Consider the following 14,094-nt stretch of genomic DNA (forward strand, 5'->3'; position numbering starts at 1 on the left):
AGCCGCGATGGCATTCAATCACTTACCGGCAGGCGTGCACGACGCCTTGGTCCCATTGTCCGTCACGCCGGTGACAGACTCGGTGCCGATGGCCAAGAATCACCGATCCGATCGACCCCCGGCGGAGCCCGGCTCCAGGCCGGAACCGGGCATGCTCCTGGACCGGCTCGCCGCGGGACCGAGCCGGGCTACGCGCATCACTCATACGGAGCACTTGCCCCCGCGTGCGGGCCGTCATGCCGTCTGGCCGGACCGGATTCGTCCGGAGGTCCTCGCGGCGGTGCGGGCCGCGGGCATCGAACACCCCTGGGCCCACCAGGCACGCGTGGCCGAGCACGCCCTGGACGGCGACTCGGTGGTCGTCGCCACGGGCACCGCGTCCGGCAAGTCCCTGGCGTATCTGGTGCCGGTGCTGTCGACGCTCCTGGACGGATCCGAGGCCCCCAACGGGCGTGGCGCCACCGCCCTCTACCTGGCTCCGACCAAGGCACTGGCCGCAGATCAGTGCCGGTCCGTGAAGGAACTTTCACAGCCTCTGGGCACATCCGTGCGGACCGCGGTCTACGACGGCGACACGCCGTTCGAGGAACGCGAGTGGATCCGCCAGTACGGCACCTACGTGCTGACCAACCCGGACATGCTGCACCGCGGCATCCTGCCGTCCCACCCCCGCTGGTCCTCCTTCCTGAAGTCGCTGAAGTACGTCGTCATCGACGAGTGCCACACCTACCGCGGCGTCTTCGGCTCCCATGTCGCCCAGGTGCTGCGCAGATTGCGCCGACTGTGTGCGCGCTACGGCGCGTCGCCCGTCTTCCTGCTCGCCTCGGCCACCGCAGCGGAGCCCTCGGTGGCGGCCCGCAGGCTCACCGGGCTACCGGTGGTCGAGGTAGCCGACGACGCCTCACCGCGCGGTGAACTGGTGTTCGCCCTCTGGGAGCCGCCGCTGACCGAGCTGGAGGGCGAGAAGGGCGCGCCGGTCCGCCGCACGGCCACCGCCGAGGCCGCGGACCTGCTCACCGACCTCACCGTGCAGGGGATGCGCTCGATCACCTTCGTACGCTCCCGGCGTGGCGCCGAGCTGATCTCGGTGATCGCCAAGGAACGTCTGGCCGAGGTCGACCGCTCGCTGCCCCGGCGCGTGGCGGCGTACCGCGGCGGCTACCTCCCCGAGGAGCGCCGCGCCCTGGAACGTGCTCTGCACTCCGGTGAGCTCCTCGGCCTCGCGGCGACGAACGCCCTCGAACTCGGCCTCGACATCTCCGGCCTGGACGCCGTGGTGATCGCCGGCTATCCGGGCACCCGGGCGTCGCTGTGGCAGCAGGCGGGCCGGGCGGGGCGGTCCGGGCAGGGAGCCCTCGCGGTGCTGGTGGCCCGCGACGATCCACTGGACACCTTCCTCGTCCACCACCCCGAGGCCCTGTTCGACCAGCCCGTGGAGTCCACGGTCCTCGACCCCGACAACCCGTACGTCCTCGCCCCCCACCTGTGCGCGGCGGCGGCCGAGCTGCCCCTGACCGACGACGACCTGACGCTGTTCGGCCCCGCCTGCGAGGAGTTGCTTCCCCAGCTGGAGGCGGCCAGACTGCTGCGCCGCCGGACGCGGACCTGGCACTGGACGCGCCGGGAGAGGGCCGCCGACCTGACCGACATCCGCGGGGAGGGCGGACGGCCGGTCCAGGTCGTCGAGGCCGGCACGGGCCGGCTGCTGGGCACGGTGGACGCCGGCGCCGCCCACACGACGGTCCACGAGGGCGCCGTACACCTCCACCAGGGCCGCACGTATCTCGTCCGCTCCCTCGACCTGGAGGACTCCGTCGCGCTGGTCGAGGAGGCCACACCCGCCTACTCGACGGTCGCCCGCGACACGACGGCGATCTCGGTCCTGGAGACCGACATCGAGGTCCCCTGGGGCGACGGGCGCCTGTGCTACGGCTCCGTCGAGGTCACCAACCAAGTGGTCTCCTTCCTGCGCCGGCGCCTCATCACCGGCGAGGTCCTGGGCGAGACGAAGCTCGACCTCCCGCCTCGGACACTGCGCACCCGCGCGGTGTGGTGGACGGTCACCGAGGACCAGCTGGACGCGGCCCGGATCAACCCGGAGATCCTCGGCGGAGCCCTGCACGCCGCCGAGCACGCCTCGATCGGCATGCTGCCTCTCTTCGCGACCTGCGACCGCTGGGACATCGGCGGCGTGTCGGTCCCCCTGCACCCCGACACGCTCCTCCCGACGGTCTTCGTCTACGACGGCCACCCCGGCGGCGCGGGCTTCGCCGAGCGCGCCTTCCACACGGCCCGCGAGTGGCTCACCGCCACCCGGGAGGCCATCGCCTCCTGCGAGTGCGACGCCGGCTGCCCGTCCTGCATCCAGTCCCCCAAGTGCGGCAACGGCAACGAACCACTGCACAAGCGGGGGGCCGTACGGCTCCTCACGGTGCTGTTGCGGGGAGCTGCGGAGGGGGAGGCGGGCGGAGGCTCGGGGGCGGGGGCGGATGCGGGGGCGGGTTCGCGGACGGGTCCAGATGGGGGGATGGATGCGGGTCCGGGTCCGGGTCCGGATGCGGGTCCGGGTCCGGGTCCGGATGGGGATTCGGGTCCGGATGCCGGGACGGGACAAGGTCCGGGGACGGGTCCGGGTCCAGGTCCAGGTCCAGGTCCAGGTCCAGGGAAGGGTCCGCAGGTGGATCCGGAGGCGGGTCCCGCCGCCGGTACGGACGCGGCCGGTACGGAGGCCGGGTAGGCGGAACGTCTGCCGTGAGCCCACTCGGCGGGACGCCGGTCGCCGGGAGGCCAGCCAGCGGGTCACCGGTCGCCCGGGGCCCCAGCCGACGGGACCCCCGCCCCCGGGACCCCATCGAGCGGAACACTCATCCCCGGGGCGCCCGTCCCCGGTACGTCCGTCGCCGGCCCCGCTCTCGCCCGGACCTCCGCCGCGAACGGCCCTCGGCCCGACGCCGCCGTCACGTCCGAGACCTGGCCGGTGAGGACGCACCGCACCAACCGCGCCCCCTGGGCCCGCGCGACCCGATCCGCCCTGGCACACGCGGCCGTGCCGCCCCGTGCCCAGTGGTCCGCCGCCGCGAGCGCCGCCAGATCGGCACCGCCGGCCGCGCGATGCCGGGCCACGACGGCCTGCCCCAGGGCCAGCACGATGCCGAACACCAGGCACAGAACGGCGACGGCACCTACGCTCCAGACCGTTGCGGACCCTCTGTCCGAGCCGCCTCCGAAGCCGGAACCGCATCCGGAGCCGGAGTCCGTGTCCGAGCCGGACCCAGTGCCGGAACCGGCGCCCGAGGCAGAGCCGGCGCCCGACCCGAAGGCAGTGCCCGAGCCGGAACCGCAGCCTGAGCCCGAACCGGAACCGGTGCCGGTGCCCGAGCCGGTGCCGGTGCCGGTGCCCGAGCCGGTGCCGGAGCCGGTGCCCGAGCCGAAGCCGGAGCCGGTGCCCGAGCCGAAGCCGGAGCCGGAGCCCGAGCCGAAGCCGGTGCCCGGGCCCGAGCCGAAGCCGGAGCCAGAGCCGGAGCCAGAGCCGGAGCCGGAGCCCGGGCCCGAGCCGGGACCCGAGCCGGCCCCCGCACACCGGCCGGCCCCCAGCCGGAGCAGGACACCGCCCCTCATGGCCCCGCCCCCACCGTCCGCTCCACCGAAGCCACGGCCTCCTCCCGGACCTCGAAGGGTAGGCCGTGCAGCGCCGGGGGTTCGGCCACCACGGTCACGCGGACCTGGCCCGCCTCCCGGCTGACCGTGACCCGCGCCCCGCGCGGTGCCGCCTCTTTCGTGACCTCGGCGACCGCGTCGGCCGGGTCCTGACGGGCCGCCGCGCGGGCGCCCGTCCGGGCCGCGTCCACGCACTGGATCTGAGCGGCCACCACGAGCAGCCCGTAGACCAGCGCCATCGCGAACACCACCAGCACCGGCAGTACCACGGCCGTCTCCGCCGTCACGAACCCCTTGTCGGAGCGCCAGACGAAGCCTCTGCGGGCTCCCGCCCTCGCCGCCCGCTCACATTCGCGCATCGAGTGCCTGCTTCACGATGCCCTGCAGCTCCGCGCTGACCGCGCCGCTCGTCACCACCTTGTAGAGGACCACGGCGAACGCCACCGCCGCGACGATCCCCATCGCGTACTCCGAGGTGACCATCCCCGCGTCCCGCCGCGCCATCCGTACCGCTCCACGCACCAGGGCACTCAGCCGTGCCCGTACCGCCTGATACATCGCAACCCCCGTAAGGTCCGTTCCCGTTGTCACTTGCTCGTCCGTCGTCGGTCACTCACTCGCGGGCCCGGCGCCCGCCCGCCCTCTCCGTTCCGTCAGCCGCCGCCTCCTCCGTCTCCCAGCGCCTCGCCCGCGAGCCCGATCACCACCGGCAGTACGCCCACCGCGATGAACGCGGGCAGGAAGCACAGCCCCACCGGCGCGGTGACCATGACGGCCGCCCGGCGGGCCCGGGCGGTCGTGGCGCGGCCCCAGTCGGCACGGGCCTGGGCGGCGAGCCTGGCGACCGGGCCGGCCGCGGGCAGGCCGGACACGTCGGCCCGTTCCAGCAGCCGCGCCAGCGGACCGGCGCCCGGGATCGCGGCCAAGCGCCGCCAGGAACCACCCGGTTCGCCGCCCAGCCGGACCTCGGCGGCGCCGCGCCCCAACGCGTCTCCGACGGGTCCGCCGAGGGCGTCGCCCACCGCCTGGGCCGCGGCCACCGGTCCGGCACCCGCCGCGATGCACGCGGCCAGCAGATCGGCCGCCAACGGCATCTGGCGGGCGGCTTCCGCGGCAACGGTCTCCGCCGCGGCCGTACCGGAGGCCGCCCGTCGGGAGCGCCAACGCCACAGCCCTGCCGCACCCAGCAGGCCCACCACGACTCCGGCACCGCCACCGACCAGGGCCCAGCCGGTACCCACCGTTCCCACCAGCGGCAGCCATCCGCGCACGGCGCCCAGCACCTCGGCCCGTCGTGGGACGGTGCGGGCCGGTTGCGGGGTCAGCAGCGCGGTGAGCCGCCTGCGTACCGTCCGCTCCCGCCGCGCGGCCCCGACCGCGCGCGCCAGCCATCCGGCGACCAGCACCGTCCCCACCACTGCCCCCAACCTGTGGACAACGTCCCCGTTCACGACACCACCTCCGCCGACCGCACGATCCGCGTCACCCACCACACGCCCAGGCCCTCCAGAACCCCGCCGACCAGCAGACAACCCAGTCCGGGGCCGGTGTGCAGCAGCACGTGCAGCGGGTCGGCACCGAGGGCGAAGCCGAGCAGGAGGCCGAGGGCCGGCAGGCCGGCGAGCATCACCGCCGTGGCGCGAGCGCCCGCCAACTGGGCTCGCAGGTCGGCGCGCTGGTCCCGTTCGGCGCGTAGTGCGCTCTCCAGTCGATCGAGCCCGGCCGCCAGCCCGGCACCCTGGTCCACGGCGACCCGCCAGCACGCCGCGAGCCCCCGCAGCCCTTCGGCACCCGGCTGCCGCGCCGCCGCCACGAGCGCCCCCGGGACGTCCCCGCCGAACCGGGCCGCCGCCAGCACCGCCGCCTGCGCTTCACCGAGCCCTCCGGAGTCGTGGGCGGCACACAGCAGCGCCTCGCCCGGCTGCCGCCCCGCGCGCACCTCCCCGGCGAGCGCCCCGCACAGCGCGATCACCCCGTCCTGCCGGTGCTCCCGGGCCCGCCTCGCCCGGCCGGCCAGCCGTACCCGCCGCAGCACCGGCACCCCGGCCGCTCCAACGACGACCGGCAGCACCGAACTGCCCAGCACCGCCAGCAGCAGCCCGGCCGCGAACGACCACCACTCGGGCCGCAGCCGGCCACGGACACGCCGCAGCCCGTCCGTCATCCGGCGCAGTGCGGGCGGCCCCGTGCCGACCGCCACGCCGTCCGCGAGCACCAACCGGGCACGCCGTACCCCGGCGTGCCACCCGCTCCCGGCCGGCCACGCCGCCGCCCCCAAACACACCAGGGCCACGCCCGTCGACAGCTCAACCGTCCCCGTCACCTGTACGCCTCCCGTCCAACGGCTCGCATGTCGAGCCCGTCACCCCGGAGCAGCTCCCGCAGCCGCTCCCACCCGCGCTCGGCCACGAAGGCCTCCGCTCCCCACCGCAGCGCCGGAACCGTCCGCACCAGCCCCGACGGGTCGCGCTCCAGTACGTGCACCTCGGCGATCCGGCGTCGTCCGGCCCTGTCCCGTACCAAGTGCAGGACCACCGAAAGGGCCGCCGCGAGCTGGCTGTGCAGGGCCGCCCGGTCGAGGCCCGCGGCCGTGCCGAGCGCCTCCAGCCGGGCCGGTACGTCGGCGGCGGCGTTGGCGTGCACCGTTCCGCAGCCGCCCTCGTGGCCGGTGTTCAACGCCGCGAGCAGATGGACCACTTCGGGCCCGCGCACCTCGCCGACGACCAGCCGGTCCGGTCGCATGCGCAGCGCCTGCCGCACCAGGTCCTCCAGGGTCACGAGGCCCGCGGCCTCCTGGTTGGCGGGTCTGGTCTCCAGGCGGACGACGTGCGGATGGTCCGGCCGCAGCTCCGCCGAGTCCTCGGCGAGCACGATGCGCTCGTCCGGTCCGACGAGCCCGAGCAGCGCGCTCAGCAGTGTCGTCTTGCCGCTGCCGGTGCCACCGCTGACGAGGAAGGACAGCCGTGCTCCCAGCAGTGCGCGCAGCACCCGGTCACCGCCGGGCGGCACGGTGCCGGCCGCCGCGAGTTCGTCGAGGGTGAACGCGCGCGGCCGTACCACCCGCAGCGACAGACACGTGCAGCCGACGGCGACCGGAGGCAGTACCGCGTGCAGCCGGGTGCCGTCGGGCAGCCGGGCGTCCACCCACGGCCGGGCGTCGTCCAGCCGGCGCCCGGCGACCGTGGCGAGGCGCTGCGCGAGCCGCCGTACCGCACCGGCGTCCGGGAAGGAGACCGTCGTCAGTTCGAGGCCGCCGCCCCGGTCCACCCAGACCCGGTCCGGGGCGGACACCAGTACGTCGGTCACCGAGGGGTCGGCGAGCAGCGGTTCCAGTGGCCCGCTGCCGACCAGTTCCGACCTCAGCTGATCGGCGGCACCGAGGATCTCGGCGTCCCCGAGCACCCGCCCCTGCTCCCGCAGGGCCTGCGCCACCCGCGCGGGCGTCGGTTCGGCCCCGCTCTCGGCAAGCCACCGCCGGACACCGTCGAGCATCCCGGCGGCCGGGCCCGGCACCCTTCCGGGAGTCGCCGTCGACGAACGCCCGGAAGCCGCCCCCGACAGCCGCCCAACGGCCGACCCCGCGGCCCAGGCGGAAGCCGCTCCAGGGGACGCCCGGTAAGCCCATCCCGGGGCCGTCCGCGCAACCGGCCCCTCGGGTGCCCCGGCAGTCCTGCTACCCCCCAGGCCCCCTCCCGAGGGCGTCCCGGAAGTCCAGCCGCCCCGGCCCTCTCCCGCAGGCACCCCGGAAGCCCAGCCGCGCTCCAGGCTCTCTCCCGAGGACCGCCCCTCGGGCATCCCGGAGACGCCGCCCGGCGACCGCCCGGCGACCGGCCCTCGTACCTCACCGGGACCCGCCCCCGACGACGCCCGAGAGGCCGGCGCATCAGCTCCCCGGCGGGTCAATCCCGCGGCCCCCCGGAGGGTCACCCCCGCAGGCCCCCCGAGGGTCATCCCCGCGGACCCCCCGAGCGTCACCCTCGCGGACCCCATGAACCCCTCAGCCCCCGTCGTCCCCGCGGCCCCCGCCGCCCCCGCGCCCGGAATCCCGCCAGACACCCCCGCACCCACCTCCACAACCCGCCTCTCACCACTCACCGCGCCGGCCCGCCCGCCACCAGTCGCCCTCTCCGGACCCATCAGCGCCCTCATGCGTCCCCTCCCGACTCCACCAGCGCCCGCTCCCAGAACTCCCTGCAGAAGCGCGCGAGTGGCCCGCGTGCGGACGCGCCCGGGGGGCGCCTGGCCTCGGTGGCGCGCAGGAGGCCGGGCTCGACGGGCACCTCGCCGACCAGGGGCAGTCCGAGCAGCCGGGCCACCTCGCGGTCGTCGAGTCCGGAGGCGTACGGCCCGCGTACCGCGACCCGGAGGTCGCGCGGGACCATGCCGACCGCGGCGGCCACCCGGCCGGCCGCCGCGACGGCCCGCAGTTCGGCCGGGACGACGAGGAGTCCGACGTCGAGCTGGGCGAGTACCTCGGCGACGCCGTCGTCGATCCGGCGCGGCAGGTCGACGACGACCGTGCCGCCCCGGCGCCTGGCCGCCGCGAGCACCGCCCGTACGGCCTGGGGCGGCACCGTGACGCAGTCGCCCCGGTCCCAGCTGAGCACCCGCAGCGAGTGCAGCTCGGGCAGCGACTCCTCCAGGGCGCCGCCGCCGACCCGCCCCCGCGAGGCCGCGAACGCGGGCCACCTGAGCCCCTCGGCCGTCTCCCCGCCGAGCAGTACGTCGAGGCCGCCGCCCAGCGGGTCGGCGTCCACCAGGAGGCTGCGCAGCCCCTCTCGTCCGGCGCTGACGGCGAGCGCGCAGGCCAGCGTGGACGCTCCGGCTCCGCCTCGGCCGCCGATGACGCCGACGGTGAGTGCGGGCCGGCCGACGCCCTCGGCGACGTCGGCGATGCGGTCGACCAGCCACTGCTCCCCGTCGGGCAGCATCAGGACGTGGTCGGCGCCGATCTCGACGGCTCGCTGCCAGACCCCCGGATCGTCCTGGTCACGGCCCACGAGGACCACTCCTCGTCTCCGCACGGCCCCGCGTACTCGTCGCGCGGCGTCGTCGCCGACGAGGACGAGCGGCGCGGCTTCCCAGCCGCCCCGCGGTCCGGAGGCAGAGGGCGCCGAGGGCACCGAGTGGTGTACCTCCGGCGTGGCGCCGGCCGCCGCGCACAGGCGCAGCAGGTCGTCGAGGAGTTCGGTGTCCTCGGTGACGATCAGTGGTCCGCTCTGCCGCCCTCCGGCGGCGGGCGGCGGATCATGGGTGATGGTTCCGGTCATGGCTTGCGTCCCCCTTCGCCGCGACTCCCGCGGTCGCGCCCGACTTCTGTGACCTCGCGCAGCCCTTGCGGCCCCGCGATTCCCAACCGTGTGAAGAACCGGCAAACGGTCCCCACATGAACGGCCTACGTGAACGCCCGACTTGGCCACCGACTTGCGCGTCGGCTTGAACATCGGTCGAACCCGGCCATACGCATCCGGCAAACGGAACCGGCCGTGGAAGTCGGCGCGGCCCGGACGCATGGGAATCACGGTGCAGCGATCCGGAAAATCGTGTGGATCTTGGTCAAAAACTGTGGACAACTCAACGATTGTGAATATCGCGTCACTCAAACCGGTGAGTCCGGACGCACGCCCCTCTACCCCGTGCACGACTCCCGCAGAGCAGTCTGACGACTACCTTGCGTAGCAGGGCATGCACATGACATGTCGTCGCGGATCGGCGCCGTCACCACCCGGAAACGGGGTCGGAGAGAGGGGGAAAACGCATCCGGACATGCGACGACCCCCGCCGGGGGGGAGAGCGGGGGTCGTCTCCACGGCCGACTCGGGGGGGGGAGGAGTCGGACCGGGTTAGCACGGTCGCGAACGATCCGTGACTTCCATGGTGTACCCGAGAGCCATCTCAGGCAAACCCACGCGCCCCACCTTACGCCGAATGGGCTGCGCCTATGCTCGGGGTCGTGGAAAACCACTCCTTGCCCCACTCCTTGCCGCACTCCATGCCCCGCACAGCCGCCTTCTTTGACCTGGACAAGACGGTCATTGCGAAGTCGAGCACGCTCACGTTCAGCAAGTCGTTCTACCAAGGCGGGCTGATCAACCGCAGGGCAGTCTTGCGTACCGCATATGCCCAGTTCGTCTTCCTGGCGGGCGGAGCCGACCACGACCAGATGGAGCGGATGCGCGAGTACCTCTCCGCGCTGTGCCGCGGCTGGAACGTCCAACTGGTCAAGGAACTCGTCGCCGAGACCCTGCACGACCTGATCGACCCGATCATCTACGACGAGGCCGCCTCCCTGATCGAGGAGCACCACACCGCCGGCCGCGACGTCGTGATCGTCTCCACGTCGGGTGCCGAGGTCGTCGAGCCGATCGGTGAGCTGCTCGGCGCGGACCGGGTGGTGGCGACCCGCATGGTCGTGGGCGACGACGGCTGCTTCACGGGAGAGGTGGAGTACTACGCGTACGGCCCCACCAAGGCGGAGGCGATCCAGGAGCTGGCCAAGTCCGAGGGGTACGACCTGACCCGCTGCTACGCCTACAGCGACTCGGCGACCGACCTGCCGATGCTGGAGTCCGTCGGACATCCCCACGCGGTGAACCCGGACCGTGCCCTGCGCCGCGAGGCACTCGCGCGCGAGTGGCCGATTCTCGATTTCCACCGTCCGGTACGCCTCAAGCAGCGGGTCCGGGGTTTCTCCGTACCGCCGCGTCCGGCGCTCGTCGCCGCTGCCGCGATAGGCGCCGCGGCGGCCACCGCGGGCCTCGTCTGGTACGCGAGCCGACGGCGGTCCGCGGCGGCGGTCTGAACCGCCGATCCGCGGATGCGCCCTTTCACCCGCGTATGAGCGCAAAAGTAAAGAAGTGCGGTCGGCACTTCCGCTTGCTCCGGGGCAGGAGTACAAAGGAATCAACGGCCCGCGAGACCGAGGACATCCGAAAGGATCACCTTAAGAACGCATTTGGCCCCACGGACCGAGCATGAACACCGGGCACCCACGCGACGTCGACCCGTCGATTACGGGCCAGCCGCACCAGGTGACGGGCAAAGTTCCCGGCCTGATGGGCAACACATCGAGGACGCCTGGTAACCCGGTGGTCATGCCAGCGGCGGTACGAGCACTCGTACCGCCGCATTTCTCCGTCCACAGCGCCTCTCGTACGCCTCGCGTGTGACGCTCGTACGCCTCTCCTGCCGTCCTCCTACGCCGCCCCGCGCTGGAGCGCCTCGCACACCGCCGTCGACTCGCGCGCGCCCAGTTCGACCGCCCTGCCGCAGTGGGCGATCCAGGCGGCCATGCCCTGCGGGGTCCCCGAGACGTAGCCGTCGAGCGCCGCCAGATAGGCCGCGCGGCCCAGCTCGGCATGGCCGACCTCGGCCGGACAGACCGACTTCGGGTCCAGACCGCTGTTGATCAGAACGATGCGCTCGGCCGCGCGCGCGACCAGACCGTTGTGCGTCGTGAAGGGACGCAACGCCAAGAGCTCGCCGTGCACGACGGCCGCCGTCACCAGAGCAGGCGCGGACCCGCCCGCCATGACCAGCGCGGCCAGGCCGTCCAGGCGGCCGTGCGCCTCCTCGGCGCCGGGCAGCGGCAGCTCCACGAGCGGCTCGTCCACCGGCTCGCCCTCCTGGCGGGGCCGTCCCACCTGGTCGGCCTTGTCCGCGGCCGCCACCAGGTGCAGCCGGGCCAGGACCCGCAGCGGGGACTGCCGCCAGATGGACAGCAACTGCCCCGCCTCGGCGGTCAGCCGCAGGGCCGCACCCACCGCACGCGCCTCGTCGTCGCCACTGAAGTCGGTCCGCCTGCGCACCTCCTCCAGGGCCCAGTCCGCCCCGGACAGCGCCGCCGAGCCCCGGGCGGCGCGCAGGGCCGCCTCGGAGGTGATCTCGTTGCTGCGGCGCCGCATGATCCGGTGGCCGTAGACCCGGTCCACGGCCTTGCGTACGGACTCCACGGACTCGGCCACACCGGGCAGTGCGCCCAGGGCCGCGAGCGGATCGGCGGTCGCGCCTGTCGTACTCATGAGTACGACCCTACGCATCCCGGCGCCACACCCCACGAACGAGTGGTCTTCTTCACGTGGCTCCGGACTCCCCTACCACCTAGGGCTATCACCCAACTACGCTTGGTGAACATGAAAATTGCTTTCGTCGGGAAGGGCGGCAGCGGCAAGACCACCCTGTCCTCCCTGTTCGTCCGCCATCTCGCCGCCACCGGGGCACCCGTCGTCGCGATCGACGCCGACATCAACCAGCACCTGGGGGCCGCGCTGGGGCTCGACGAGGCGGAGGCGGCCGGGCTGCCCGCGATGGGCGAGCACCTCCCGCTGATCAAGGAGCACCTGCGCGGCGCCAACCCGCGTATCGCCTCCGCCGAGAAGATGATCAAAACCACCCCGCCCGGCGAGGGCTCGCGCCTGCTGCGGGTGCGCGAGGACAACCCGGTCTACGACGCCTGCGCCCGGCCGGTGGAACTGGACGGCGGGACCGTCCGTTTGATGGTCACCGGGCCCTTCACGGACGCCGACCTGGGTGTCGCCTGCTATCACTCCAAGACGGGAGCGGTGGAGCTGTGTCTGAACCACCTGGTCGACGGCCGTGACGAGTACGTCGTGGTCGACATGACCGCCGGCTCGGACTCGTTCGCCTCCGGCATGTTCACCCGCTTCGACATCACGTTCCTCGTCGCCGAGCCGACCCGGAAGGGGGTCTCCGTCTACCGCCAGTACAAGGAGTACGCCCGCGACTTCGGCGTAGCCCTGAAGGTCGTCGGCAACAAGGTGCAGGGGCCGGACGACCTCGACTTCCTCCGTGAACAGGTGGGGGACGACCTGCTGGTGACCGTCGGGCACTCGGACTGGGTGCGCGCCATGGAGAAGGGCCGGCCACCTGTTTTCGAGCTCCTGGAGGACGCCAACCGCCGTGCGCTCAGCGCCCTGCACACGGCCGTCGACGCGACGTACGAGCTGCGGGACCGGGAGCGCTACACGCGCCAGATGGTCCACTTCCACGTGAAGAACGCCCGCAGCTGGGGCAACGAGCGCACCGGGGCCGACCTGGTGGCGCAGGTCGACCCCGGGTTCGTGCTGGGCGAGGGCGTCGTCACCCCGGCGTGACGACGCCCTGACCGTTCCCGCCGCCTCGGCTACTGCTTGGCGGCCGGCGCCCCGGGCACGCCCTTCGGCGCCGGTGCGGGGGCGGCCGAGAGGAAGGACGCCCAGCCCTTCTTCGGGGCCTCACCGACATCCAGGGTGCGCAGCTTCTTCAGGACCTTCGGGTCCTGGGCGTCCAGCCAGTCCACGAGCTGCCGGAAGGAGACGCAGCGCACCTCGTCCTTGGTGCACACCCCCTCGATGACCTCCTCGATGGCACGCATGTAGGTGCCGCCGTTCCAGGACTCGAAGTGGTTGCCGATGATCAGAGGTGCGCGGTTGCCGTCGTAGGCCCGCTGGAAGCCCTGGAGCAGGCCGTCGCGCATCTGGTCGCCCCAGAACTCGTGCTTGGCCGGGTCGCCCTGGGTGGTGGTGCCCGATTGGTTGACCATGAAGTTGTAGTCCATGGTGAGCTGCTCGAAGGTGTGCCCGGGGAACGGCACGAGCTGCATCGACAGGTCCCACAGCTCCTGCTTCTTCTTCGGCCAGACCTGGTTGTTCACGCCGCTGCTGTCGTAGCGGAAGCCCATCTCGGCGGCGGCCCGCATGAAGTTCTTCTGGCCCTCCAGGCAGGGGGTGCGGGCGCCGATCAGCTCCTTGTCGTAGTCGAAGGGCAGGGGTGCGGCGTTCTTCGCCCCGGTGTTGGTCTTCCAGGTCTTCACGAACTGCTTGGCCTGGTTGATCTCGTCCTTCCACTCCTCGACGGACCACTCGCCGACCCCGCCGCCGGCGCCGCAGAAGTGGCCGTTGAAGTGGGTACCGATCTCGTTGCCCTCCAGCCACGCCAGTCGCAGCTGTTTGACGGTGTCGGCGATGCCCTGCTCGTCGTTGAAGCCGATGTCGGAGCGGCCCGGGGAGTGCTGCGGCGGCCGGTACAGGTCCCGCTTCTCCTTCGGCAGCATGTACACGCCGCTCAGGAAGTACGTCATCGTCGCGTCGTTCTCCTTGGCCACTTCACGGAAGTGGGAGAACAGCTGCTGGCTGTCCTCGCCCGCGCCGTCCCAGGAGAACACCACGAACTGCGGGGGCTTCTGGCCCGGCTTGAGGCGTTCGGGGCGGGGCAGGTGCGGCTGGGCTCCGGTGTACGCGGTGGAACCGTCGCCGATGAGCCGGACCGCGTTCTTGGGTGCCGGCGCCGCTTTCCCCTTCTCCTTCTGCGGACCGTTCGTCCCTTCACCGGAACCGTTACTGCTGCCGATCGCGCAACCGGCGAGCGACGCGGCGCAGACCGCGGCGGCGATCGCGGTGCGCGCGGCGATCCTCTGGGTGGCGGCCATGTTCCGCCCAC

12 protein-coding genes are annotated in these 14,094 nt (G+C 73.2%); 3 read left to right on the plus strand and 9 right to left on the minus strand.

Annotated features, from left to right (window positions below; all coding sequences use genetic code 11):
* Positions 1–7 precede the first annotated feature (7 nt).
* Positions 8–2,737, plus strand: coding sequence for a DEAD/DEAH box helicase (locus tag RI578_RS18155; protein ID WP_310872044.1), 2,730 nt, complete (start codon positions 8–10; stop codon positions 2,735–2,737).
* Between the two features lie 62 nt (positions 2,738–2,799).
* Here the strand turns inward: RI578_RS18155 and RI578_RS18160 are convergent, their stop codons facing one another.
* The 7 genes from RI578_RS18160 to ssd form a co-directional block, all read right to left on the minus strand.
* On the minus strand, positions 2,800–3,168 hold the full coding sequence (locus RI578_RS18160; RefSeq protein WP_337307374.1) for an Rv3654c family TadE-like protein: 369 nt from the start codon (positions 3,166–3,168) through the stop codon (positions 2,800–2,802).
* Positions 3,169–3,614: 446 nt separating this feature from the next.
* Positions 3,615–4,016 (minus strand): TadE family type IV pilus minor pilin, encoded by a 402-nt coding sequence (locus tag RI578_RS18165; protein WP_310872045.1) that lies wholly within the window; start codon positions 4,014–4,016, stop codon positions 3,615–3,617.
* Positions 4,003–4,215 (minus strand): DUF4244 domain-containing protein, encoded by a 213-nt coding sequence (locus RI578_RS18170; protein ID WP_121748314.1) that lies wholly within the window; start codon positions 4,213–4,215, stop codon positions 4,003–4,005. The genes RI578_RS18165 and RI578_RS18170 overlap by 14 nt, the downstream gene beginning before the upstream one ends.
* A gap of 95 nt (positions 4,216–4,310) precedes the next feature.
* On the minus strand, positions 4,311–5,108 hold the full coding sequence (locus RI578_RS18175; RefSeq protein ID WP_310872046.1) for a type II secretion system F family protein: 798 nt from the start codon (positions 5,106–5,108) through the stop codon (positions 4,311–4,313).
* Positions 5,105–5,980: a type II secretion system F family protein gene (locus RI578_RS18180; protein ID WP_310872047.1), complete on the minus strand. Its 876-nt coding sequence runs from the start codon at positions 5,978–5,980 to the stop codon at positions 5,105–5,107. The genes RI578_RS18175 and RI578_RS18180 overlap by 4 nt, the downstream gene beginning before the upstream one ends.
* Positions 5,977–7,149: a TadA family conjugal transfer-associated ATPase gene (locus tag RI578_RS18185; RefSeq protein ID WP_310875801.1), complete on the minus strand. Its 1,173-nt coding sequence runs from the start codon at positions 7,147–7,149 to the stop codon at positions 5,977–5,979. Before RI578_RS18185 ends, RI578_RS18180 begins: the two co-directional genes overlap by 4 nt.
* Positions 7,150–7,802: 653 nt before the next feature.
* Positions 7,803–8,927 (minus strand): septum site-determining protein Ssd, encoded by a 1,125-nt coding sequence (gene ssd / locus RI578_RS18190; RefSeq protein WP_310872048.1) that lies wholly within the window; start codon positions 8,925–8,927, stop codon positions 7,803–7,805.
* A gap of 671 nt (positions 8,928–9,598) precedes the next feature.
* Here ssd and RI578_RS18195 point away from each other — a divergent pair.
* A complete protein-coding gene (locus RI578_RS18195; protein WP_310872049.1) occupies positions 9,599–10,459 on the plus strand; it encodes an HAD-IB family hydrolase in 861 nt (286 codons plus the stop codon).
* Positions 10,460–10,853: 394 nt separating this feature from the next.
* Here RI578_RS18195 and RI578_RS18200 read toward each other — a convergent pair whose 3' ends face one another.
* On the minus strand, positions 10,854–11,678 hold the full coding sequence (locus RI578_RS18200) for an oxidoreductase (RefSeq protein WP_310872050.1): 825 nt from the start codon (positions 11,676–11,678) through the stop codon (positions 10,854–10,856).
* A gap of 111 nt (positions 11,679–11,789) precedes the next feature.
* On the opposite strand from RI578_RS18200, the gene RI578_RS18205 reads away from it, so the two are divergent.
* A complete protein-coding gene (locus RI578_RS18205; protein WP_310872051.1) occupies positions 11,790–12,770 on the plus strand; it encodes an ATP-binding protein in 981 nt (326 codons plus the stop codon).
* 29 nt (positions 12,771–12,799) lie between these two features.
* Here RI578_RS18205 and RI578_RS18210 read toward each other — a convergent pair whose 3' ends face one another.
* Entirely contained in the window at positions 12,800–14,083 is a 1,284-nt protein-coding gene (locus RI578_RS18210; protein WP_310872052.1) for a hypothetical protein, read from the minus strand.
* Positions 14,084–14,094 lie beyond the last annotated feature (11 nt).

It is taken from the genome of Streptomyces sp. BB1-1-1 (assembly GCF_031597775.1).
In the GTDB taxonomy this organism is placed as follows: Bacteria; Actinomycetota; Actinomycetes; order Streptomycetales; family Streptomycetaceae; genus Streptomyces; species Streptomyces thinghirensis.

Coding starts and splice junctions, on each gene's coding strand:
- RI578_RS18205 (WP_310872051.1), top strand. CDS start 11,790: ATGAAAATTGCTTTCGTCGGGAAGGGCGGCAGCGGCAAGACCACCCTG.
- ssd (WP_310872048.1), bottom strand. CDS start 8,927: ATGACCGGAACCATCACCCATGATCCGCCGCCCGCCGCCGGAGGGCGG.
- RI578_RS18165 (WP_310872045.1), bottom strand. CDS start 4,016: ATGCGCGAATGTGAGCGGGCGGCGAGGGCGGGAGCCCGCAGAGGCTTC.
- RI578_RS18200 (WP_310872050.1), bottom strand. CDS start 11,678: ATGAGTACGACAGGCGCGACCGCCGATCCGCTCGCGGCCCTGGGCGCA.
- RI578_RS18210 (WP_310872052.1), bottom strand. CDS start 14,083: ATGGCCGCCACCCAGAGGATCGCCGCGCGCACCGCGATCGCCGCCGCG.
- RI578_RS18155 (WP_310872044.1), top strand. CDS start 8: ATGGCATTCAATCACTTACCGGCAGGCGTGCACGACGCCTTGGTCCCA.
- RI578_RS18185 (WP_310875801.1), bottom strand. CDS start 7,149: ATGCTCGACGGTGTCCGGCGGTGGCTTGCCGAGAGCGGGGCCGAACCG.
- RI578_RS18195 (WP_310872049.1), top strand. CDS start 9,599: ATGCTCGGGGTCGTGGAAAACCACTCCTTGCCCCACTCCTTGCCGCAC.
- RI578_RS18170 (WP_121748314.1), bottom strand. CDS start 4,215: ATGTATCAGGCGGTACGGGCACGGCTGAGTGCCCTGGTGCGTGGAGCG.